This is a genomic window from Sphingomonas jaspsi DSM 18422 (assembly GCF_000585415.1).
GTDB lineage: Bacteria > Pseudomonadota > Alphaproteobacteria > Sphingomonadales > Sphingomonadaceae > Sphingomicrobium > Sphingomicrobium jaspsi.
Map to the genome: position 1 here is coordinate 1942286 of NZ_KK073876.1, position 22471 is coordinate 1964756.

23 protein-coding genes are annotated in these 22471 nt (G+C 65.2%); 9 read left to right on the forward strand and 14 right to left on the reverse strand.

The window, feature by feature from the left end:
- Nucleotides 1-60: 60 nt before the first annotated feature.
- Nucleotides 61-465, forward strand: coding sequence for a four-helix bundle copper-binding protein (locus tag G570_RS09910; RefSeq protein WP_037501841.1), 405 nt, complete (start codon nucleotides 61-63; stop codon nucleotides 463-465).
- 42 nt (nucleotides 466-507) lie between these two features.
- On the opposite strand, the gene def is transcribed toward G570_RS09910, so the two are convergent.
- The gene (def, locus tag G570_RS09915) at nucleotides 508-1056 is read right to left on the reverse strand and encodes a peptide deformylase (protein WP_037501843.1); all 549 of its coding nucleotides are present in this window, start codon (nucleotides 1054-1056) and stop codon (nucleotides 508-510) included.
- A gap of 31 nt (nucleotides 1057-1087) precedes the next feature.
- Nucleotides 1088-1684 carry a recombination mediator RecR gene (gene recR / locus G570_RS09920; protein WP_037501846.1) on the reverse strand — a complete coding sequence of 199 codons (597 nt, stop codon included), beginning with the start codon at nucleotides 1682-1684 and terminating at the stop codon, nucleotides 1088-1090.
- A 55-nt stretch (nucleotides 1685-1739) separates the two neighbouring features.
- On the opposite strand from recR, the gene fmt reads away from it, so the two are divergent.
- The 3 genes from fmt to panD all read left to right on the forward strand — a co-directional run bounded on the left by fmt (nucleotide 1740) and on the right by panD (nucleotide 3872).
- Nucleotides 1740-2645 (forward strand): methionyl-tRNA formyltransferase, encoded by a 906-nt coding sequence (gene fmt / locus G570_RS09925; RefSeq protein ID WP_037501849.1) that lies wholly within the window; start codon nucleotides 1740-1742, stop codon nucleotides 2643-2645.
- Complete coding sequence (truA, locus tag G570_RS09930; RefSeq protein WP_037501852.1) at nucleotides 2642-3388, forward strand: tRNA pseudouridine(38-40) synthase TruA; 747 nt, start codon at nucleotides 2642-2644, stop codon at nucleotides 3386-3388. The genes fmt and truA overlap by 4 nt, the downstream gene beginning before the upstream one ends.
- A 67-nt stretch (nucleotides 3389-3455) precedes the next feature.
- On the forward strand, nucleotides 3456-3872 hold the full coding sequence (gene panD, locus G570_RS09935; RefSeq protein ID WP_037504069.1) for an aspartate 1-decarboxylase: 417 nt from the start codon (nucleotides 3456-3458) through the stop codon (nucleotides 3870-3872).
- Nucleotides 3873-3876: 4 nt separating this feature from the next.
- Here the strand turns inward: panD and G570_RS09940 are convergent, their stop codons facing one another.
- The 8 genes from G570_RS09940 to tpiA form a co-directional block, all read right to left on the reverse strand.
- On the reverse strand, nucleotides 3877-4644 hold the full coding sequence (locus G570_RS09940) for a sulfite exporter TauE/SafE family protein (RefSeq protein WP_037501854.1): 768 nt from the start codon (nucleotides 4642-4644) through the stop codon (nucleotides 3877-3879).
- Between the two features lie 115 nt (nucleotides 4645-4759).
- Nucleotides 4760-5725 (reverse strand): thioredoxin-disulfide reductase, encoded by a 966-nt coding sequence (gene trxB, locus G570_RS09945; protein ID WP_051504569.1) that lies wholly within the window; start codon nucleotides 5723-5725, stop codon nucleotides 4760-4762.
- A 42-nt stretch (nucleotides 5726-5767) separates the two neighbouring features.
- The gene (locus tag G570_RS09950) at nucleotides 5768-7117 is read right to left on the reverse strand and encodes a hypothetical protein (RefSeq protein ID WP_037501857.1); all 1350 of its coding nucleotides are present in this window, start codon (nucleotides 7115-7117) and stop codon (nucleotides 5768-5770) included.
- Between the two features lie 71 nt (nucleotides 7118-7188).
- On the reverse strand, nucleotides 7189-7506 hold the full coding sequence (locus tag G570_RS09955; RefSeq protein WP_156930416.1) for a hypothetical protein: 318 nt from the start codon (nucleotides 7504-7506) through the stop codon (nucleotides 7189-7191).
- Nucleotides 7507-7514: 8 nt separating this feature from the next.
- Complete coding sequence (locus G570_RS09960; RefSeq protein ID WP_156930417.1) at nucleotides 7515-7754, reverse strand: hypothetical protein; 240 nt, start codon at nucleotides 7752-7754, stop codon at nucleotides 7515-7517.
- Nucleotides 7755-7803: 49 nt separating this feature from the next.
- The gene (locus tag G570_RS09965; protein ID WP_037501866.1) at nucleotides 7804-9438 is read right to left on the reverse strand and encodes a CTP synthase; all 1635 of its coding nucleotides are present in this window, start codon (nucleotides 9436-9438) and stop codon (nucleotides 7804-7806) included.
- 105 nt (nucleotides 9439-9543) lie between these two features.
- Nucleotides 9544-9885 carry a preprotein translocase subunit SecG gene (secG, locus tag G570_RS09970; RefSeq protein ID WP_037501869.1) on the reverse strand — a complete coding sequence of 114 codons (342 nt, stop codon included), beginning with the start codon at nucleotides 9883-9885 and terminating at the stop codon, nucleotides 9544-9546.
- Nucleotides 9886-9921: 36 nt separating this feature from the next.
- Nucleotides 9922-10665, reverse strand: coding sequence for a triose-phosphate isomerase (tpiA, locus tag G570_RS09975; protein ID WP_037501872.1), 744 nt, complete (start codon nucleotides 10663-10665; stop codon nucleotides 9922-9924).
- 131 nt (nucleotides 10666-10796) lie between these two features.
- Here tpiA and G570_RS09980 point away from each other — a divergent pair, with 131 nt between their 5' ends.
- The 3 genes from G570_RS09980 to lexA are packed head-to-tail and all read left to right on the forward strand — an operon-like array spanning nucleotide 10797 to nucleotide 14032.
- Complete coding sequence (locus G570_RS09980; RefSeq protein ID WP_037501875.1) at nucleotides 10797-12728, forward strand: peptidylprolyl isomerase; 1932 nt, start codon at nucleotides 10797-10799, stop codon at nucleotides 12726-12728.
- A 13-nt stretch (nucleotides 12729-12741) separates the two neighbouring features.
- Nucleotides 12742-13326 carry an anthranilate synthase component II gene (locus G570_RS09985; RefSeq protein ID WP_037501877.1) on the forward strand — a complete coding sequence of 195 codons (585 nt, stop codon included), beginning with the start codon at nucleotides 12742-12744 and terminating at the stop codon, nucleotides 13324-13326.
- Between the two features lie 55 nt (nucleotides 13327-13381).
- On the forward strand, nucleotides 13382-14032 hold the full coding sequence (lexA, locus tag G570_RS09990; RefSeq protein ID WP_037501880.1) for a transcriptional repressor LexA: 651 nt from the start codon (nucleotides 13382-13384) through the stop codon (nucleotides 14030-14032).
- Here lexA and G570_RS09995 read toward each other — a convergent pair.
- Entirely contained in the window at nucleotides 14026-16161 is a 2136-nt protein-coding gene (locus G570_RS09995) for a ComEC/Rec2 family competence protein (protein ID WP_084607660.1), read from the reverse strand. The two genes, lexA and G570_RS09995, sit on opposite strands and share 7 nt — an antisense overlap.
- Nucleotides 16162-16191: 30 nt before the next feature.
- Here G570_RS09995 and gltX point away from each other — a divergent pair, with 30 nt between their 5' ends.
- Together gltX and G570_RS10005 are read left to right on the forward strand one after the other, a co-directional pair.
- Nucleotides 16192-17607 carry a glutamate--tRNA ligase gene (gene gltX, locus G570_RS10000; protein ID WP_037501883.1) on the forward strand — a complete coding sequence of 472 codons (1416 nt, stop codon included), beginning with the start codon at nucleotides 16192-16194 and terminating at the stop codon, nucleotides 17605-17607.
- Nucleotides 17608-18894, forward strand: coding sequence for a citrate synthase (locus G570_RS10005; protein ID WP_037501886.1), 1287 nt, complete (start codon nucleotides 17608-17610; stop codon nucleotides 18892-18894). It begins immediately after the preceding gene.
- Between the two features lie 3 nt (nucleotides 18895-18897).
- Here the strand turns inward: G570_RS10005 and G570_RS10010 are convergent, their stop codons facing one another.
- Genes G570_RS10010 through G570_RS10020 form a run of 3 tightly spaced genes read right to left on the reverse strand, consistent with a single transcriptional unit; the run spans nucleotide 18898 to nucleotide 22467 of the window.
- Nucleotides 18898-20232 carry a sensor histidine kinase gene (locus tag G570_RS10010; protein WP_037501889.1) on the reverse strand — a complete coding sequence of 445 codons (1335 nt, stop codon included), beginning with the start codon at nucleotides 20230-20232 and terminating at the stop codon, nucleotides 18898-18900.
- Nucleotides 20225-21232, reverse strand: a complete 1008-nt coding sequence (locus G570_RS13875; protein WP_169731751.1) for a DUF2336 domain-containing protein — start codon at nucleotides 21230-21232, stop codon at nucleotides 20225-20227. Before G570_RS13875 ends, G570_RS10010 begins: the two co-directional genes overlap by 8 nt.
- Nucleotides 21233-21276: 44 nt before the next feature.
- A complete protein-coding gene (locus tag G570_RS10020) occupies nucleotides 21277-22467 on the reverse strand; it encodes a hypothetical protein (RefSeq protein WP_037501893.1) in 1191 nt (396 codons plus the stop codon).
- Nucleotides 22468-22471: the final 4 nt, after the last annotated feature.

The window sequence follows — 22471 nt, forward strand, 5'->3', positions numbered from 1 at the left end:
GGCGCTTGCGGAACTTGGCGGCAAGTGCTTCGCTGACGTCACAACAGGAGAGAGCCAACCATGTCCATTCGCAAGATGATCGCCCTTCACCCCGACGTCGTGAAGGATGGCCATGTGAACCAGGCGCTGGGCGATGCCGTTCACCATGCCATGTATTGCGCGAAGATGGCGCTGGCCTGCGCCGACGCCTGCGTCGCCGAAAAGATGGACATGAGCGTCTGCTATCGCTTCTGCATCGATTGCGCCGATGTGTGCGAGGCGACCGCCCGGCTCGGCTCGCGGCGTACCGGTTATAACGAGCACCTGCTGGTCGAAATGCTCGAACTGTGTGCCCGCGCCTGCGACCAGTGCGCGGCCGAATGCGAAAAGCACGACCATGGCCATTGCAAGCTGTGTGCGCAGATCTGCCGCGAATGCGCCGCCGATTGCCGCCGCGCGGCCGAAAGCATCAATCCGACGAGTTAAGGCTAGGCCGCGTAGAGCGGGCTACATTGCGGCCTGATCCCGTCAGGCCGCGTAAAGCCCGCGCTCCCTGCGGGTCTTGGCAAGTTTCTTGAGCACCATGTCGCGCTTCAGCTTCGACAGATGGTCGATGAACAGCACGCCTTCGAGATGGTCCATCTCATGTTGCAGGCAGACCGCGAGGAGGCCGTCCATGTCTTCCTCGTGGCTCTTGCCGTTCTCGTCGAGCCAGCGGACGCGGATATGGTCGGGGCGCATTACCTCGGCATATTGGTCGGGAACCGACAGGCAGCCCTCGGTGTAGGGCAGCTTGCTGTCCGAGCTCTCAAGGATTTCGGGGTTGATGAAGACCCGCGGCTCCTTTTTCACCGGGCTTTCGGGATCGTCGGGATTTTCCGGTTCGTGGAGGTCCATCACCAGCAGGCGCTTGGGCACGCCGACCTGAACCGCGGCGAGGCCGATGCCCGGCGCATCGTACATCGTGTCGAACATGTCCGCGATCAGCGCGCGCAGTTCGTCGTCGACCTTTTCCACAGGGGTCGAAATCTGGCGCAGGACGGGATCCGGCGTCTCGTAAATCTTCATGATGGCCATGGGGGCCATCTAGTCGTTCAGCGGGTGGGGTTCAAGCGACGGGACGCCTCGCGCGCAGGGCCTGCGCCAATGTGCCTTCGTCGAGATAGTCGAGCTCACCACCCACCGGCAGGCCGTGCGCGAGCTGGGTGAGGCGCACCGGATATTTCTCCAGCCGTTCAGCCAGGTAATGGGCGGTAGTTTGGCCTTCGAGCGTGGCGTTCATCGCCAGCACGACCTCGTCGATTCCGCCGGCCGCGACGCGGGCGACCAGCTTGTCGATGCTGAGATCTTCGGGCCTAATTCCCTCCAGCGCTGAAAGACGCCCGCCAAGCACATGATATTTCCCGGGAAACAGGCGCGATCGGTCGAGCGCCCACAGGTCGGCGACTTCTTCCACCACGCACAGCATCCGCTCTTCCCGACGCGGGTCCTTGCAGATGGTGCAGGGGTCGGTCGTGTCGACATTGCCGCAGATCGAACAGGTCGACAGCGTGTCCGCCACCGCCTGCAATGCCGCCAGCAGCGGCTCGAGCGAGCTTTCCCGCTTCTTCATCAGGTGAAGCACCGCACGCCGCGCCGAACGCGGCCCGAGGCCGGGAAGCCGGCTCAGCGCCTGGGTCAGCGCTTCGATCTGGTGCGATGCCATGGGCCCGACATAAGGGGATTGGCGGTCGGCGCAAGCTTGCCCTAAGGCGCACATCATGCGGATCGTGTTCATGGGATCGCCCGACTTCGCCGTGCCGACGCTCGACGCGCTGGTCGAGGCGGGTCATGAGGTCGTGGCCGCATACACCCAGCCCCCGCGCCCCAAGGGCCGCGGCAAGGGCCTGCAGCCGACGGCGGTCGAGATTCGGGCGCGGACGTTGGGCATTGAGGTTCGCTCTCCCAAGTCGCTGAGGAGCGATGCCGAACAGCAGATGTTCATCGACCTGGACGCCGACGTGGCGGTGGTTGCAGCCTATGGCCTGATCCTGCCGCAGCCGATCCTCGATGCGCCGCGCTACGGCTGCCTCAACGTCCATGGTTCCATCTTGCCGCGCTGGCGGGGCGCCGCGCCGGTCCAGCGCGCGATCATGGCGGGCGATGACACCACCGGAGTGACCATCATGCAGATGGAAGCTGGGCTCGATACCGGCCCGATGATCCTCTGCAACGCGGTGGAAATCGGCCGCAAGAACGCTGCGCAACTTACGGAAGAACTTGCCCATTTGGGCGCGCGAATGATGGTAACGGTCATCAGCCGCGTCGCCATCTATCCGCGCGTTCCCCAGCCGGATGAAGGCGTCACCTATGCCGCCAAGATCAGCAAGGAAGAAGCAAGGATCGACTGGTCGCGTCCCGCAATGGACCTGCAGCGACATGTCCAAGGCCTGGCCCCCTTCCCCGGGGCCTGGTTCGAGGTGGCAGGTGAGCGGATCAAGCTGCTGGAGGCTGAAGCCGTGAACGGAAGCGGCGCACCGGGCGAAACGATCGACGATGCGCTTACCGTCGCTTGCGGAAGCGGTGCGCTCCGGGCCATCGCCGTCCAGCGCGCGGGCAAGGGCGCCATGCCGGCCTCCGAGCTGCTCCGCGGCTTCCCTATCGCCAAGGGCACCATGCTCGCATGACTCGCTGGCGCCTGACCGTGGAGTTTGACGGCGGCCCGTTCATGGGCTGGCAGCGGCAGGACCATGGACCCTCGGTCCAGGGCGCGCTGGAAGAAGCGTTGCAGCGCATGACGGGCGAAGAGGCGGCCGTCCATGCCGCGGGCCGCACCGACGCCGGCGTTCACGGCCTTGCCATGACGGCGCACTGCGATATCGCCAAGAATCTCACCGAACATCGCCTGCGCGAAGGGATCAACGCGCTGGTTCGCCCTCACCCAGTGAGCGTGCTTGCGGTCGCGCCGGTCGCGGATGACTGGCATGCCCGGTTCAGCTGCATCGGCCGCCGCTATCTCTACCGCATCCTCAACCGCCGCGCACCGCCCGCACTCGACATGGGCAAGGTCTGGCATGTGCCGGTCGCGCTCGACGCCGAGGCAATGGCCGAGGGCGCTCAGCACCTCGTCGGACGTCATGACTTCACCACCTTCCGCTCAGTCCATTGCCAGTCGGCGAGCCCGCTGAAGACGCTCGACAGCCTGACGGTTGAGCGCGTCGGCGAGGAAATCCATATTCGCGCCGCCGCCCGCAGCTTCCTGCATCACCAGGTGCGCTCGATGGTCGGCTGCCTCGGCTTGGTCGGGCGGGGCCGCTGGTCGCCGGACGACGTTCGCGACGCGCTCGAAGCGAAGGACCGCCAGCGGCTCGGCCTCAACGCGCCGCCCGAAGGCCTCTATTTCGTCGAGGCCATCTATCCCGGCGCTTGAACTCTGGCGTCATCATCCAAATCTGCTAGAGCCGCGCCGCCTTGGCGCCAGTGAAGGAGTGACGATCGTGTTGCGGACGATGATGAAGGGCAAGATCCACCGCGCGACGGTGACCCAGGCCGATCTTCATTATGTCGGATCGATCTCGATCGACCAGGACCTGATGGACGCCGCCGACCTGCTGGAAGGCGAACTGGTCGCGGTGGTCGACATCACCAACGGCGCGCGGCTGGAGACCTACTGCATCCCCGCCCCGCGCGGCAGCGGCATTATCGGCATAAACGGCGCCGCCGCCCATCTCGTCCATGAAGGCGACCTCGTCATCATCATGAATTATGCGATGTACGACGAGGAAGAGCTGAAGACCCGTGTCCCCCGCGTGGTGCATGTCGATGGCGCCAACCGCATCGTCGAGATCGGCAGCGACCCGGCCGAGCCCGTCCCCGGCGCGACCGACCAGAAGCGACCCGTCCCGGTCGCGTGACCGACTAGACCCAGCCAAGCGCCTTGCACAGCGAATAGACGCTGGTCAGCGTCAGGACCACGCCGACCGCGGTCAGGATCGTCTTGGGTTGGAGGCGCTTGGCCATGATCGCACCGAACGGCGCGGCGATCACCCCGCCGATCAGCAGGCCAATCGTCGCCAGCGCAAAATCAGCGATGCCCAGCTGGCTGATGAAGGTGATCGAAATGGTCAGCGTCAGGAAGAATTCCACGCTGTTCACGGTCCCGATGACCTTGCGCGGCTCCGCACCCTGGACGAGCAGGTTGGACGTCACCACCGGCCCCCAGCCGCCACCGCCCACCGCATCGAGAAAGCCACCGGCGAGCCCGAGCGGTTCGACCACCTTGGCGGGCTTCATCTTGGGCGGGTAGAAGAGGCCGCGGTACAACAGCCAAAGGCCTACGAGCGTCAGATAGCCTAGCACGAACGGCTTCACGACCGACCCGTCGATGTTGGACAGGAGGTACGCACCCGCCGCGCCCCCGATCACGCCGGGTATGAGCAGGCGCAGGAACAGCTTCAGGTCGACGTTGCGGTGCAGGGCATGGCTGATCCCCGAAATCGCCGTCGTGAAGGTTTCGACGATATGCACCCGCGCCGATGCCTGCGCTGGCGCGACGCCCAACACGCCGACCAGCAGGGTGTTGGTGATAACGCCAAAGGCCATGCCGAGCGCGCCGTCGATCGCCTGCGCGATGAAGCCGACACCGATGTAGGGCAGGATTTCCGCCAACGTGTCCGCATTCATCATGGCACCTCGTCAGGAGTGTCGAATCACGTCGGTAGAAATGTAGCGGTAAAGCCGAAGTGAACCGCCTGCTAGCGGCTTGGGCTTCTATTGAGCGCTGCGTCGAACCAGAACGGCGCTATTCCGTCGCTTCGAGCGCCTTGAATTCCTCGGCCGCCAGGAAGCGTTCGGCGTCGAGGGCGGCCATGCAGCCGGTGCCGGCCGCGGTCACGGCCTGGCGATAGATTTTGTCCATCACGTCGCCGCAGGCGAACACGCCGGGAATCGAGGTGCGGGTCGAGCCGGTTTCGACTTTGAGATAACCGTCCTCGTCCAGCTCGAGCTTGCCCGCGAACAATTCGGTCGCCGGCTTGTGGCCGATCGCAACGAATGCGCCGTCGCAGTCGAGGCGGCTGATCTCGCCGGTCTTCACGTTGCGGATGTCGAGGCCGACCAGCGTTTCGGGCTGGCCGCCGCCGACGAACTCGGCGACTTCGCTGTCCCACATCAACTTGATGTTGGGGTGCGCGAACAGCCGGTCCTGCAGGATTTTCTCCGCGCGCAGGGAATCGCGGCGGTGGATCAGCGTCACGTCATGGCTATGGTTGGTGAGGTAGAGCGCCTCTTCGACCGCGGTGTTGCCGCCGCCGATGACCGCGACCTTCTTGCCACGATAGAAGAAACCGTCGCAGGTCGCGCAGGCGCTCGCGCCCTTGCCCTTCATATGCTCTTCCGACGGAAGGCCGAGCCACTTGGCCTGCGCGCCGGTGGCGATGACCAGCGTGTCCGCATGATATTCGCCGCTGTCGCCCTTCAGCTTGAACGGGCGCGACGAGAAATCGACCTCGTTGATATGGTCCCACACCATCCTGGTGCCGACATGTTCGGCCTGGGCCTGCATCTCTTCCATCAGCCAAGGGCCTTGGATGACGTCGCGGAAGCCCGGATAATTTTCGACATCGGTGGTGGTGGTGAGCTGCCCGCCCGGCTGGATGCCCTGCACGACGATCGGCGACAGACCGGCGCGCGCGGCGTAGATGGCGGCGGTGAGGCCGGCGGGGCCCGAACCGAGGACGAGAAGGCGGGTCGACATGATGTTGCTCATGAGCAGCCACTTAGGGCCGCCCATGAGCATCTGCAACGTGACTCAGTCGATCTTGAGGCGCAGGAAGCCCATCGCTCCGTTGGGGTTGCCGCCATACAACGCTTTGAGGTCGTTCGGGACGAAGTTGAAGGCATAGAGACCGCCCACGCCGAACTTCAGATTCTGGGCGATGCGGAAGTCGCGCACCAGGCCGATGCTCGCCTTGGCGACCGAGTATGCCTTGTGATCGTCGAGCAATTCGCGATTTTCCGTCTGCTCAACGCGACCGAACGCGGTCCATTTCTTCCAGTTCACCGAGCTTTCCAAGGCCCAGGCATCGTCCTTGTGGTGCTCGACCGTCTTGCGGCCCCAAGCGATGGTCGTCGACCACCAGCCGTTTTCGAATGGCATGGTGAAAGTGCCGCTGGCCGACAGACGTTTCTGGTCCACGCCGGGCTCAAGCTGCTCAGGCTCCTTGAACTTGCCCCAGCTGGCCTGCAACGCGAGCGTGCGGGTCGGGTTCACGCTGACCCGGACCGCAGTCGAATCGAGCGGGCCAGTTTCGATGTTCCAGCGACGCTGATCTGGCTCGCGACCGTTGAAGCGGCTGATTTCGAGCTTGGCAGGACCGGCCACCACGCCTGCGGTGAGGACACCGAAACTGATGTGGGTGGAATCGAGCCAGTGATGGCTGATCGGTGCCTCGGGCGAGGTGCTGATCGACTGGCGATGCATGAAGGCGGGCGGGCCGAACGCGGGTTCGCCAGGCAAGCCCCCATAGAGGAATACTGACGCGTTCTTGCCGATCGGCTGCGAAATGCTGGCCGACAGTTCCATGAAGAAATCATGCGGGTGCTGGCGATCGACCAGATGCTCGACGCCGTCGGCCGTCTCCCCGCTCGCCAGAAGCAGCGGATAACCGTGCTTGCCCATCAGCGGGTCGGGGCTGACCATCGCCTTGAACTGTAGCGTGCCGTCACCCAGCGGCCGCCGCGCCATGCCCATGAGCATCCCAGCAACGAACGTCTTGGAGTCGCCGCGCGGGCCCTCCTGCCAATCGGTGACGAGATTGAGTTCGCCGTGAACCATGAAGGTCCAGTCCCCGCTCATCAGGTGGATGCCGCCATGCTGCGACGTGTCGGGCTGCCAGGCCGTGCCCGACGCCTCGCGCGCCATGGGGTAAGCGCCAAGCGCGCCGCCCATCGACATGTGCATACCGCTGTGGACGTCCGGATTTTCGATCGGTTCGGACGTCACGAGGATGCCGGGGTCCGACACCTCTTGGGTCTGGTCGTGATCCATCTGGCCATGATCCATGGGCATCGCGCCCATGTCGTCATGGCCGGAATGATTCTGGGCAGCGGCGGGCGCCGCGAGCATCGTCGCCGCGAGCAGCAGAGAAATACGGGTCATCGAGTTTGAACTTTCAAGCAAAAGCGCGCGACCGCATTACGCGTCGCGAAAGGATTTGGTTTCTCGGATGCTCAAAAGGATCGCGGAGGCGGCGGGTCGGCCGAAACGGATATTCCGGTCGGCGCCGGAGGGTGGAAATAAGCCACGACGGTCGCGCGCGGTACGCCATGATCCGCCACAGCACTGCTCATCAGGACTGGCAAGGCGGCATTGCAGCAACCGTCCTGCTGGACGGTCTTGCCGTGCTTGATCATCCCGTCATGCCCGGCATCGCTTCGGTCGCAGTGCGATACTCCGCGATCCGGCATTGCGGTCGCGGCCACGACAGGCGATCCGGCGATGCCGACGAGCGCCATCAGCAACAGTAGACCGGCAAGGAAATGGCGCACGGGGCGTCCTAAAGAAGGAAGTAAGGCGTCGGATCCACGACGGAGGGCACCGACCGCGATGTCCGGCACTCCGGCTCCTTGCGGCGGATTTGCTGCGTCTGGACCGTGGCCGAGGAAGCGCGCGGCTGCTGGGCCTGCTCGCCCTTCGAACAGGTCGAACGGCGCGGCGCTTCGGCAGCGATCGAGGCCGCCGGAACGGCCGCCGCGACGAGCAATCCAAGGATGATGCGCCCCTGCATGGCGCTCACTTAACGGTTTAACGGATGAACCGCAAATGAATCGCGACGAGCGGGGTCTCTAGACCAGTCGCGACTGCTTGACCGCGGCACCGATGAAGCCCGCGAACAGCGGATGCGGTTCGAACGGGCGACTCTTCAGTTCCGGGTGGAACTGGACGCCGATGAACCAGGGATGGTCCGGCCGCTCGACGATTTCGGGAAGCTCGCCGTCGGGCGACAGGCCCGAAAACACCAGACCGCCCTTTTCGAGCGCGTCGCGGTAGTGCGCGTTGACCTCGTAGCGATGGCGGTGCCGTTCGCTGATCTCGGTCGCGCCATAGACGGTTGCGACATGGCTGTTGCCCTTGAGCGCCGCCGTGTAGGCGCCCAATCGCATCGTGCCGCCCAAGTCTGTCGCCTCGGTCCGCTTCTGCAGGCCTTCCGAGCTCATCCATTCGGTGATGAGGCCGACGACCGGCTCCGACGTTTCGCCGAATTCGGTGGTCGACGCGCCTTCGATGCCCGCGGTATTCCGCGCACCCTCGATGCACGCCATCTGCATGCCGAGGCAGATGCCGAAGAAAGGCACCTCGCGTTCGCGGGCGAACTTGACCGAAGCGATCTTGCCTTCGCTGCCGCGCTCGCCGAAGCCGCCGGGGACGAGGATGCCGTGGAGCGGCTCCAGCTCGGCGGCTAGGTCGACATCGTTCTTTTCGAAGATTTCGGCATCGATCCAGCGGATGTTGACCTTCACCCGGTTGGCAAGACCGCCGTGGACCAGCGCTTCGCGCAGCGATTTATAGGCGTCGGGCAGGCCGACATATTTGCCGACGACGCCGATGGTGACTTCGCCTTCCGGATGGTCGACCCGGTCCATGATGTCGGTCCAGCGCGTCAGGTCAGGGTCCGGCGCATCGGTAATGCCGAAGACCTTGAGCACTTCGTCGTCGAGGCCTTCGTTATGATATTGCAGCGGCACGTCGTAGATCGAGCGGGCGTCCAGCGCCTGGATGACGGCCGATTCCGGCACGTTGCAGAATAGCGCGATCTTGGCGCGCTCTGCCTTCGGGATTTCGCGTTCCGCCCGGCACAGCAGGACGTCGGGCTGGATGCCGTAGCTCGTCATTTCGCGGACGCTGTGCTGGGTCGGCTTGGTCTTCAACTCACCCGCCGCTGCCAGATAGGGTACCAGCGTGGTGTGGACGAAACAGGCCTGGCCGCGGCCCAGCTCGTTCTTCAGCTGGCGGATGGCTTCGACGAAGGGCAGCGATTCGATGTCGCCGACCGTGCCGCCGATTTCGCAGATGACGAAGTCGAGGCCGTCCGTGTCCGCCTGCGCGAATTCCTTGATCGCGTTGGTAACGTGCGGGACCACCTGCACCGTCGCGCCCAAATAATCGCCGCGCCGTTCACGCGCGATGATGTCGCGGTAGATGCGACCCGAGGTGATGTTGTCGCTCTGGCGGGCCGACACGCCGGTGAAGCGTTCGTAGTGGCCGAGGTCGAGGTCGGTTTCCGCCCCGTCGTCGGTCACATAGACTTCGCCGTGCTGATAAGGCGACATCGTCCCAGGATCGACATTCAGATAAGGGTCGAACTTGCGAATGCGCACGGAAAAACCGCGTGCCTGAAGTAGCGCCCCGAGGGACGCCGCGAGAAGACCTTTGCCGAGGCTGGAGACCACGCCGCCGGTGATGAAAATATACCGCGCCATGGGAGTCGGGCCTTAGGGGCGAGCGCCTGCCCATGGCAAGCGCCCGAATCAAAAAAACTTGCGAAAACCACTTGGGCGTCGGCGCGGAACCGACGAACCGACCCGTTACTGCGCCAGTGGAACGGCCGGTGCCGTCTCGTTGCCGGTGGGTGCCGCAGGGGTGGCGGGCGCGGTTTGGACCGGCTGGTCCTTCACCAGCGACGTGTCGACGCTCGTCGATTCCCGCGTCACGCCGGCAATGGCGGCCAGCAGGATCGACAGGGTGATGAAGGCTGCGCCGAGGATGGCCGTCGCGCGGGTCAGGAAATCCGCCGCGCCGCGCGCCGTCATGAAGCCCGACGACGAACCGCCGACGCCAAGGCCGCCGCCTTCGCTGCGCTGCATCAGGATGGCGGTCACCAGCAACAGGGCGACGATCGCCTGGACGACAAGAAGGAATTTGAACATCGAAACCGCGATCCTGAATTGAAGTTTGGCGAGCCCTTAGCTTTTGCGGGCGGCTTCGACAATGGGAAGGAAGTCGGCGGCTTTCAATGACGCCCCGCCGACCAGCGCGCCATCGACGTCATCGACGCTGAAAATCTCGGCAGCATTGGAAGCCTTTACCGACCCGCCGTAAAGAATGCGCACCGCCCCGCCCGCCTCGCCATATGCGGCAATCAACCGGCCTCGAAGCGCTGCATGCATTTCGTGGATGTCGTCGATCGAGGGGATCTTCCCTGTGCCGATCGCCCAGATCGGCTCATAGGCGATCGAAAAGTCGGTCGGATCGCCGATCGATCCGGGGATCGAAGCGTCCAGCTGCGCGCTGACCGTCGACACCGCCTGCCCCGCTTCGCGGATCGCATCCGATTCTCCAACGCACAGGATCACGTCCAGGCCCGCTGCCAGCGCGGCCTCCGCCTTCCCGCGCACGTCGGCATCGCTTTCGCCCTGCGCCTGGCGGCGCTCGCTATGGCCGACGATCGTGAGCGTCGCTCCCGCATCCAACAGCATAGCCGCGGAAATGCAGCCGGTGTGTGCGCCTTTGTCGGCCTGGTGAACGTCTTGGCCACCGATTGCGAAATCCGCGTGGCGCCGCGCCGCACGTTCGATCAGGGTTGCAGGCAGGCACAGTGCGACGTCGCAGCCATCGCCCGCCCCCATCGCAATCTCCCCGATCGCATCCAGATCGGCTGCGGTGCCGTGCATCTTCCAATTTCCAGCTACCAGCATCCGCCGCGCCATCCGCTCTCTCCCCTTCGCTCTTGCCCGGTCGTGGCCTAGCAACGCACGCCAATTACGCCAAGGCGTTGAACCTTTCGCCGCCCGTCCCTAAAGCGGCTGCTCGAAATTCAATTGAGCGAGATTGCCCCATCATGTTCGCCGCCATGCGCCGCCTGTCCAAATCCAAGTTCGGGACCGCGATTTTCGTCGCCTTCCTGCTGACGATCCTCGCCTCATTCGCGTTGGCGGACATGAACAGCTTCGGAAACAAGGGCGCCAAATCCGGGGTGATCGCAGAGATTGGCGACGAACAGGTCACCGACCGCGACCTCAGCACTGCATCGAAGCAGGCACTTAACCAGCTCCGTCAGCAAAATCCCACTGCCGACTATTCGGCACTGGCCACCTACTTCGACGACATCGTCAATGGCCTGATCGATGAGCATACCATCGCAGCGTTCGCGGCCGACCATGGCTTCGTCCTGTCGAAGCGACTGGTCGACGCCGAAATCGCCTCCAATCCCAACACGCGCGGGCTGGACGGCAAGTTCAGCGAACAGGCCTATGCCGCCTTTCTGCAGCAGGCCCAGCTGACCGACGCCGACCTTCGTCGACTGATCAGCAGCTCGCTGATCCAGCGCCAGATCGTCGCGCCCGCAGCGATTAACTATAAGGTGCCGCTCGGCGTCGCGCGTCCTTACGCCTCGATGCTGCTGGAAAAGCGTGAGGGCGAGCTGGGACTCGTAGCGATTGATCAGTTCGCGGCCGGCCTCAATCCCAGCGACGGCGACCTTCAGGCCTATTATTCGGCCAACCGCCAACGCTACCAGATGCCCGAGCAGCGGGTGCTGAAATATGCCCCGATCACGCTTGAGACGGTCAAACCGTCCGCGCCGACCGACGCCGAAGTCACTGCCTATTACAACGCCAACAAGGCCAGCTACGCCGGCAATGAAAGCCGCGTGATCAGCCAGGCGGTGGTCCAGGACAAGGCGGTCGCCGACGGCATCGCCGCTCGTGCCCGCGGCGGCCAGTCGTTCGCCGCGGCCGCGGCGCCTGCCGGCCTGTCGGCGGAAGACATCAGCGTCGGTCCGCAAACCAAGGCGGCCTTCACCGGTCTCGCGACCGCGCCGGTTGCCAACGCCGCATTCGCGGCCAATGCCGGCGCGATCGTGGGACCGATCAAGTCCGATCTCGGCTGGCACGTCATCAAGGTCGAATCGATCAAGTCCGCTGCCGGAAAATCGGTGGAGCAGGCACGTAGCGAAATCGTCGCCAAGCTGGCCGCCGACAAGAAGAAGGCCGCACTGAGCGAGGCGGTCGGCAAGATCCAGGACGCCATCGACGACGGCTCAAGCTTCGACGAGGCGGCCAAGTCGCTCGGCCTGCCGGTGACTACCACGCCGATGATCGACAGCGGCGGCAAGGATCGCAAGAATCCCGCTTACGTCTTCCCGGCCGCGCTTCAACCGGCGCTCAAGACGGGCTTCGAACTGGTTGCCGGGGACGATCCGGACGTGGCGACGCTGCCCAACGATGCCGGCTTCGTCCTGGTCGGCGTAGACACCATCGCCGATGCTGCCCCCGCGCCGCTGGCCGACATCAAGGACCGCGTTCGCGCCGACTGGATCAAGTCGAAAGCGACCGATCGCGCCCGCGCCGTCGCCGCCGCCATCGCCGCCAAGGTCGCCAAGGGTATGTCGATGACCGACGCCGTCAAGCAGGCCGGCGTCCCGCTGCCGCCGGTGACGCCGGTCAATGCGGTCCGCATCCAGCTGAGCCAGGCCAACGCCGACGCGGTGACGGCGCTGCGCATGCTGTTCGCCCTGAGCCAGGGCAAGAGCCGTATGGTCGCCGATCCGCAGGGCCGCGGCTTCTTCATCGTCAAGACCAACAAGATCGTTCCGGGGGATTCGAGCAACCAGCCGAACCTCGTCGCCCAGACCGCTGCCGAATTTCAGCAAACGGCAGGCGAAGAACTGGCGCGCCAGTTCGTGACCGCCATGGCCGCCGACCAGAAGGTCAAGCGGAACGAGGAAGCGATCAAGGCCGCCAAGCAGCGGATTACCGGCACGGCCAAGTAAGGCGGGGCGGGCGATGACCCCGCCCCGGCTGCTGCTGGTCGACAATGTCGACAGCTTCACATTCATGCTGGCCGATTACCTGCGTGTCGCCGGCGCTGAGGTTGAGGTAGCCCGCAGCGACGCACTGTCGGTCGAGGAAGCACTGTCGCAAGGCGACGACGGCATCGTCATTTCCCCCGGACCCGGTTCGCCGGACGAGGCGGGCATCAGTGTCGCACTCGCTGCCGCTTGCATCGACCGGCAAAAGCCGTTGCTCGGCGTCTGCCTCGGCCATCAGGCGATCGCCCGTGCCTGTGGCCAGTCGGTGGCGCGCACAGCCCCGGTCCACGGGAAAGTGTCCGTAATACGCCACGACGGCACCGGCCTGTTCGCCGCCGTGCCGTCGCCGATGAACGTTACTCGCTACCATTCGCTAGCCGTGCCGTCGGTACAGCCGCCGCTGGTCGCGAATTGCTGGGGTCCGGACGGATCGATCATGGCCATGCGCCACGTGGATGCGCCGGTGCACGGCGTGCAGTTCCACCCCGAAAGCGTGGCCAGCGACCATGGGCATGCGCTGATCGCCAATTTCCTCGCCATCGTCGCCCAGTGCGCTTGACGCGGAATCGAATGTTTCCTACACGTTCTCCGTTCGTTCCGTAACGGAGGGGCCGATGCTCACCGCGAAGCAACATGAATTGCTCAATTTCATTCACCAGCGCCTTGGCGCCACCGGTGTGTCGCCAAGCTTCGACGAAATGCGCGAGGCATTGGACCTGAAGTCCAAGTCGGGGGTCCATCGCCTGATCAGCGCGCTGGAGGAGCGGCAATTCATTCGTCGCCTGCCCAACCGCGCCCGTGCACTCGAAGTTGTGAAGATGCCGGAGCTGGCGGCGGCTGCTCCGGCGCCCGCGCCGAGGCCTGTCGTGCCTGCGGTGGCCAACGATACGATCGAGATTCCACTCCACGGGAAGATCGCTGCGGGCACGCCGATCGAAGCGTTGCAGGGGCATGAAGGCTTCGCAGTACCAGCCGCATTGCTTGGCCCGGGCGAACATTATGCGCTTGAGGTGTCCGGCGACTCGATGGTCGAGGAAGGCATTCTCGACGGCGACTTCGCGCTCATCCGCAAGGCCGACACCGCACGCGACGGCGAGATTGTCGTGGCGTTGATCGACCAGGCGGAAGCGACACTCAAGACGTTCCGGCGCGAAGGGTCGATGATCCGCCTCGATCCGGCCAACCGTCACTACGAGGCGCAGCGCTATCGCCCTGACCAGGTTACCATCCAGGGCAAGCTCGCCGGACTGATCCGCCGTTATTGACTGAATCGCCACGGATGGTCGGCCAGCGCGTCGGCCACCGTGACGATGCCGGGTTCGGACCCCAGATAGATGGACACCCCGCCGGTGCGTTCCAGCGCAGCGCGGTCGAGTTTCGTCCAGCGCGGCCGGCACCCTTGCGGCAACCGCCGTTCCGCGATCACCAGGTCGGCATCGGCACAGGCGGCGGTCAAGGTTGCCCAGTCGATCCGGTCCTTGCTTCTGATGGCCAGGATCCGCCACGCCTTCCCCGCCTTGACCAGATCCGAAATACAGGCATCTCGACTGCATCTGGCCATCGACTGTTGGTCCAGCGCCAGCGGGTCGCCATCGAACGCGACGGCTTCGCTCATCATATCGCGGACGAAATCGCCACTACGATCGCGCAGCAGCACCGGCACGCCATCGTCTCGCACGAGCGCGAGATGTCGTCCGTCCCCAGTGACCAGCATGTCCGGGACGGGTGACAGTCCGGCTGCAATGGCGCCCGCTGCAAGCGCCAACAGCCCCCAGCACCGAACGGCCCCCTGCCAAAGCAGCAGCCACAGCCCGCCGCCGACCATCAGTCCAAACGCCCACGTCGGCACGGTCGGTACCATCGTCACCGCCCCAGGCGCGGACCCAACGACATGGGCAATGTACAGGACAAGGTGCAACGACCAGCCGCAAGCGGCCCACAGGGGGCCACCAAGCCCGACCGCATCGAACAGCAGGGCTGCCGCTTCCAGCGGCATGACGACAAATGTGGTGAGCGGGATGACGACTAGGTTCGCAGCGACCCCATAAAGCCCGGCCTTGTGAAAGTGGAACATGGCGAGCGGAAGCAGGGCAATTTCGACCACCAGGCCCGTTGCGATCAGTCCCGCCACGCTTCGCGCCAACCGGAATGCAACGCTCTCCTCACGCGGGCCCAGGTGACGGCGCGTCCACGGCAGGGCATGAAAGGCGATGATCGCGGTCACCGCCGCGAAACTTAGCTGAAAGCTTGCCCCGACCAGCGATTCCGGGCGGACCGCCATGACGACCAGCGCGCCCACCGCAACCAGCCGCAGGCTGATCGCCTCCCGCCCCATCGCCATCCCGGCCAGGACGAGCAACGCCGCAATGCAGCTTCTGACGGTCGGCACCTGCATGCCCGTCATGACGGTGTAGGCGATTCCCGCCGCCGCACCGAACCCGGCCGACACCAGCACCAGGTTGACGCGCAGGGCCAGCCGCTGGCTCAGCGCGAGCAGATGGAGCGAAAGGAACATCGCGGCGCCGACCACCGCGGCGATGTGAAGACCGCTGACCGACAGCAGATGGGCGAGGCCCGACCGCCGCATGGCGTCGGCATCATCCTCGCCGATGCCGCCTTGGTCACCGGTGGCCAGGGCCGTGGCAATGCCACCCGCGCCGCCGTCGAGCCGCGACTGGATATGCGCGGCGAGCCGGTGGCGCAGGGCATCGACATCGTCTGTCTGGGCCGGCGAAAGGATGACCGGCGGGTCGAGCGCACGACCCACGGCGCCGATACGCCGGAACCAAAGGTCGCGTGCAAAGTCGTGCGTCCCGGGCAGCATCATCGGTGGCGGCGGCTGCAAACGCGCGCGCACCGTTACCAAGGCCCCCTCGCCCAGCCCGGGCGCCGACTTGTCGTCGGCCACCGTGATCCTGATGCGTTCGGGCAGCCCGGGGGCAGCAAGTTGGAGGGTCAGTCGGATGTCTTTTTCGGCGGGACGCGGCTCGACCTCGACGACCCGCCCGCTGACGGTCAGCACTTGCGGATGATCGAGCCGCACCGCAGCCACCGCATCGGCGCGCCACCAGACCAGCGCCAGTCCTGCGAGCGCTGCCGCGCCACCCATGGACATGCATCGTCCAAGACGACGTCCCGGCAGGGTGAACCCGGCGACCGCGACGGCCGCCATCACCACGCCGGCAGCACGCCATTGCTGAGGCGAGCCCAAGGCGAACCAGCACGCGATGCCAAAGCCGAAGGCCGCGACGAACCATAATGGCAGCTGCGTCCGTTCGCCTTCCAGCAGCAGTTCGATACGCGCGCCGATGCGAGCGATTTTCGCAGGCAAAAAGGTGCCGTGCGCCGGTGGAAGCGGCGCGACCACTGTGTTAGGGGCGCTCGTCCATTCCATTCGGCCCAGACAGACAAGAGGAAAGCTCGCTTGAGCGCAAGCCGCAAAATCGAGGGCGTCGTCACCCGCTTCGCCCCCTCCCCTACGGGATATCTGCACATCGGCGGCGCCCGCACGGCGCTGTTCAACTGGCTGTTCGCTCGCCATCACGGCGGCAAGTACCTGCTGCGGATCGAGGATACCGACCGCGCGCGATCGACCGAACCGGCGATCGACGCGATTTTCGACGGCCTCAACTGGCTGGGCCTCGGCGGCGACGAGGAACCCGTGTTCCAGTTCGTGCGCACCCCGCGCCATGCCGAAGTGGCGCAGGCGCTGCTCGACAGCGGCAACGCCTATCGCTGCTACCTGACGCCCGAAGAGCTCCAGGCCCGACGCGAGAAGGCGCAGGCCGAACGCAAGCCCTTCCGCATCGACAGCGAATGGCGCGACCGGACGCCGGGCCCGGACGAGGAAGGCAAGCCCTTCGTCATCCGCATCAAGGCGCCCAAGGACGGCGAAACCGTCATCGAGGACATGGTCCAGGGCGCGGTTACCGTCCAGAACGCCGAGATCGACGATTTCGTCCTTCTGCGCAGCGACGGCACGCCGACCTATATGCTCGCGGTCGTGGTCGACGATCATGACATGGGCGTCACCCACATCATCCGCGGCGACGACCATCTCAACAACGCCTTCCGCCAGCTGACCATCATCAAGGCGATGGGCTGGCCGATCCCCGCCTATGGCCATGTGCCGCTGATCCACGGCCCCGACGGCGCCAAGCTATCGAAGCGCCATGGCGCGCTTGGCGTCGACGCCTATCGCGACGAGCTTGGCATCCTGCCCGAAGCGCTGTTCAATTATCTCCTGCGCCTCGGCTGGGGCCATGGCGACGACGAAATCATCAGCCGAGAGCAGGCGGTCGAATGGTTCGACATGGACCATGTCGGCAAGTCGCCGTCGCGGATGGATTACAAGAAGCTCGAAAATCTCAACGGTCATTATATCCGCGAGGCCGACGATGCGCGGCTCGCCGACCTCATCGCGCCCAAGCTCGGTATCGACGCAGCCGGCCGCGAATTGCTGCAGCGCGCCATGCCCGAACTGAAGGCCCGCGCACATGACCTGAACCAGCTTGCCGAGGGCGCGGAGTTCCTGTTCGCCGCCCGCCCGCTCTCCTTCGACGAGAAGGCGGCGGCCCTGCTGACCGACGAATCGCGCGGCCATCTGGCGACCGCTCATGCAGCGCTTTCCGCGCTCGAGAGTTGGACGCACGACAGCACCGATGCTGCAGTGCGAAAGGTTGCAGAAGACCACGAACTTAAGCTAGGCAAACTCGCCCAGCCGCTCCGTGCGGCGCTGACGGGCAAAACGACTTCGCCGGGCATTTTCGACGTGCTGGTCCTGCTGGGCCGCGACGAAAGCCTTGCCCGGATCGCCGACCAGATGCTTGGAGCCCATTGAATGACCGACAAGACCGCCACGCTCAGCCTTAACGGCAGCGACAACAGCTACCCGGTACTCGAAGGCTCGGTCGGTCCCGACGTCGTCGATATTCGCAAGCTTTATGGCCAGACCGGTGCCTTCACCTACGATCCGGGCTTCACCTCGACCGCATCGTGCCAGAGCGCCATCACATACATCGACGGCGACGAAGGCATCCTGCTTCACCGCGGCTATCCGATCGACCAGCTCGCCCAACATTCGAACTTCATGGAAGTCGCCTATCTGCTGCTCCACGGCGACCTGCCGAGCGGGGACGAACTTAAGGAATTCGATTACACCATCAGCCGTCACACGATGGTGCATGAGCAGCTGGCCGCTTTCTATCGCGGTTTCCGCCGCGACGCGCACCCGATGGCGATCATGTGCGGCGTGGTCGGCGCGCTGTCGTCCTTCTACCACGACAGCACCGACATCACCGATCCGCAGCAGCGTCTGATTGCTTCGCACCGCCTGATCGCCAAGATGCCGACGATCGCCGCGATGGCGCATAAATATTCGATCGGCCAGCCGTTCCTCTACCCGGACAATTCGCTCAGCTACACCGGCAACTTCCTGCGGATGACGTTCGGCGTCCCGGCCGAACCCTATGTGGTCAACCCGATCGTCGAAAAGGCGATGGACCGCATCTTCATCCTCCACGCGGACCATGAACAGAACGCCTCGACCTCGACCGTCCGCCTGGCCGGTTCATCGGGCGCCAATCCCTTCGCCTGCATCGCGGCGGGCATCGCCTGCCTGTGGGGCCCGGCGCATGGCGGCGCGAACGAAGCGGCGCTGAACATGCTGCGCGAAATCGGGGACGTGAAGCGGATCCCGGAATATATCGCCCGCGCCAAGGACAAGAACGATCCGTTCCGCCTGATGGGCTTCGGCCACCGCGTCTACAAGAATTTCGACCCGCGCGCGAAGGTCATGAAGCAGACCGCGGACGAGGTGCTGAAGGAACTGAACCTCACCGATCCGGTGCTCGACGTCGCCAAGGAGCTTGAGCATATCGCGCTCAACGATCCCTATTTCATCGAGAAGAAGCTCTACCCGAACGTCGACTTCTATTCGGGCGTGATCCTCAACGCGATCGGCTTCCCGACCGAAATGTTCACGGCGCTGTTCGCCCTTGCCCGCACCGTCGGCTGGGTCGCGCAGTGGAACGAGATGATTTCGGACCCCGAGCAGAAGATCGGCCGCCCGCGGCAGCTCTACGTCGGCGCCACGCAGCGCGACTATATTCCGGTCGGTGAGCGCTAGGCGCTAGAGGCGCGGCAGGCTCAAGGTGAAACGCGCCCCTTCGCCGGGGGCGCTCTCCAGCGTCACATCGCCGTCCATCGTGCGAGCGAGCCGGCGCGAAATGGCAAGACCCAGGCCCGCGCTGCCCGGTGCGGATCCCTGTTCATAGCGTTCGAAGATGCGTTGCTGGTCGCGGCGGTCTATGCCAGGCCCCTGATCGGCGACCGTGACCTGCGCCTTGCCGCCATCCTCGTCGAACACGATGGCGACGGTCCCGCCCTGCGGTGAATGGCGGACCGCATTACCTAGAATGTTGACCAGGATCTGGAGGATCGCGCGCGGTTCGCCCCGCGCATCGAGTGCGCCTTCATGCTCCTCAAGCTCAAATTCGACCCCGGACGCGGCGGCGTCGGCCGAGACGAGCGACACGGCCTCTCGCGACAAGGCGACGAGATCGACCTTGTCGGCGGCGACGGCGCCCGGGTCGTCGCTCATCGATCGCAGGACCGACAGCAGGTGACGGCCGGCCGCGGCGATATCGCTGGCGTAGGCGGCATAATCGCTGCGCAATGGACCATCGCTCCGGTCGACGATGCGCTCGGCGGCGGCGATGATCTGGTCGAGCGGACTGCGCAGCGCGGCGTCGAGGGCCGGGTCCGAAGGGGCTTCGTCGACCGGCAACGAAGCGGGTCCGCCGAGATCGACCTTGATGTCGAACCCTTCGAAACGACCGGCCTCATTCGCGACGACGGTTCCCGACAGGCGCAGTTCGTCGCGGCTGTCCGACCTCAGCCGCGCCAGCTGCCCGTCGAAATCCTGCCGCGCACCCAAGGCGCCGAGCAATGGCATCGTCCCGTCTTCGTCTTCGACCAACTGGATAGCACGGGTAAGCGGCCGACCAATCTGGGCGTCGGGGCCGAACAATCGGCTAAGTTCCGGGTCGATCGATTGGACGCGCAATTCGCCATCGACCCTGACCATCCGTGCTACTTGATCGCCCGCCGTTTCCGCAGTTTCGAGGTCCTTCCCACCGGCGATCAGCGTCAGGCGCGGTCCTGCGGCAGGGCGGGCCTGCCAGCCTTCGATCGAAATCGCTACGCCGTCGATGTCGGGCACCGCTCGCACCCAAAGGTCTAGGTCTTCGCTCGCCGACGCTGCGATGACCGACCGCGACAGCGGCACGCCAAGGCGCAACGCGGTTCGGACGATGGCGGCCAGTTGGGGCAGCGCGATCGGCCTTCCCATCGCCGACCCGGCTTCCTCCTGAAGTCGGCGCAGCGGCGGATCGGCCTCGACCAGCCGACCGTCGCGATCGGTGCGACCGGTCACGGGAACGGTGTCGGACGGCCTGCTAGCCATTGTCGCGGTCCATCTGCAGGCAAGCCTTGCGGTAATGGGGGTCGAGACGCAGCCAGTTGCGATACCGATCGACATCGGGTTCGCCCAACCGGTCGTACCGTTCGATCGCGCGCTCGGCACCATCCTCGCCGGGAAGTCGGTCGAAACTGGCGATGATCTGGGCGGCGGTGGTCCGATCGCACTGCGCGATCCTGGCGAGCAACATCGCGTCGCCCGCCATCGCCATGTCCCAGGCATCGTCAAAGCTGATGCCGCCGCGTCGAGCCATCAGCGCACACATCAGCGCAATATCGCGACTGGCGGCGATCTCCCTGATCTTGTCGTCGGTGGCGCGCCCGCCGGCATCGAGCGCGCGGGCCAGCGCCTCGACCTTGGCCTCGATTCGCCGTCCTTCGTCGTGCTGCGCCAGAAGGTCGCGCGCGGCGTCCGCCAAGGCCAGGTCTGCATCGGGGTCGAGCGCCTCCCTGAGGCAGGCCGCAACGGCATACACGATCGCAACGGCGTCCTCGCCGGAGAGGTCGTCGAATCCGATTCCCATGCGGCCGAAGCGGTCGGTTCGATGTCCACGCGAAATGGTCAGGTCCATCGCAGCGTCGGCAATAGATGCGTCCGCATCGCTGACTAGCGACGCTACAAGCCCGGAACTATCGCGCGCTTGGGTACCGGCGAGGCGCTGTTCGTCGCTCCGCCGCAGGAGAAGGCGGACGAATTCGTCCGACTGAAACGACGCCGACGACAACAGGCGGGCATAGAGCAGGTCGCGGTGGCCCTCGGCCCGTGCCGAAAGTATCGCCGGGATCGCCGACAGCAGCTCGTCGGCGATCTCGCCGACGATACCGCGCGCCATCGCGCCCATCAACGCCCGCTCTTCGTCAGTCAGGCGGTGATCCGGATCCAGGAAGAAATCGGCCCGGGCGGCGGACAGCCGCCGTCGTCCCGAGCGGGGTCGCGCGGGATCATGGGTATGGACCGCCGCTTTCGCAGCAGGAGGCCAGTCCACGGGCATCATGCACCCGCTATAAAACGGATGAGGTTAACGCGGGGTCAATTGCGCTCGACGCGATGCCGAAGCTGCTGGACGATGAAAAAGCTGGTTGCCGCGTAGAGCGCGACCAGCCCCAGGTAGACGTTCCACCATCCGGCAAGGGCGAATGGGACGGCCAACCAGGCCGCGTTTCGCCAGCTGAGCAGCCATTCGCCGCCGTTGACGGCCGCGCCGCCCCGTTCGATCCGGGTCGCTTCGGCAAAGGCCGTGGCGGAGAGTGCGCATACCAGTGCCCCCCAACCTGCCCCATGGCGCGCTTCGAACCAACCGAGCGCCAGCAGCGCAAGGCCGGCGAACGGCCAAAGCGCCCGCCGCGCGACCATCGATGTCGGCAGCGGTCGCAAGCGAAGGGTCGCAATTCTCTGTGCGATGAGGTCGATCGGCGTGGCGGCCACCGCCAGCCCGACGGCAGCCAAGCCCCAACCGCGCGTAAAGCAAAAGGCCGCCGCAAGAAGCATCGCGCCCGCAACACGCACCAGCCAGGCCGGACGCACCGATGTCTCCATTAGCCGTTCAGTCGCAAATTCTTCGACGATCGGGAGGATATAGCGCCCTGCAGCATCTTCCCTTGCCGTTCGCGACGCGACGATCAAGCGCCGCTCGAACCCGGCCATTTCGTCCAGGTTGGCGGCAAGGAACGGGCCTCTGCCCTCACCGCTAACGGCGGGAATGAAGCGAGCGCCCGCCTGGACCGCGCGCCGCAACAGCGTCGATTGCAAGTCCCAATCCCCCAGCATGGCTGCCGTCGCGCCGACCTGCGCCGCTTCCACCCGCGCCAGACCCGCCCAGCGGTGCTGACCGTCGATCCGTTCGAAACTCTGATGATTTTCGTCGTCGGGCACCGTAACGACGGCGCTTCCGGCGTCGCTGACCAGGCCGCCAAGGTCGTTCATGTCGGGCGCGATGCCGTCTGCCAGCATGATCAGTTCGGTGCCTACCTCGAACCGGCTCGCCGCCTCATTGCCGTCGCTCACCGGCACCAGCGCAATGCCTTCGCTGCGCAAGCGCTCAAGCGCATCGTTGAGCGCGACGGGAATTCGCTCGACCAGAAGGATGATCGGCGATGCCCCTGCGGCCGCAAGGCAGCGCGCCTGATATTCGACCAGCGTGCGCCCTGCGAGCGGCAACAAAGCCCGCAGTCCGCCTGCGTCATCTTCCTGATAGGCCCCGATCAGGGCGCCGATCGCCATTCGT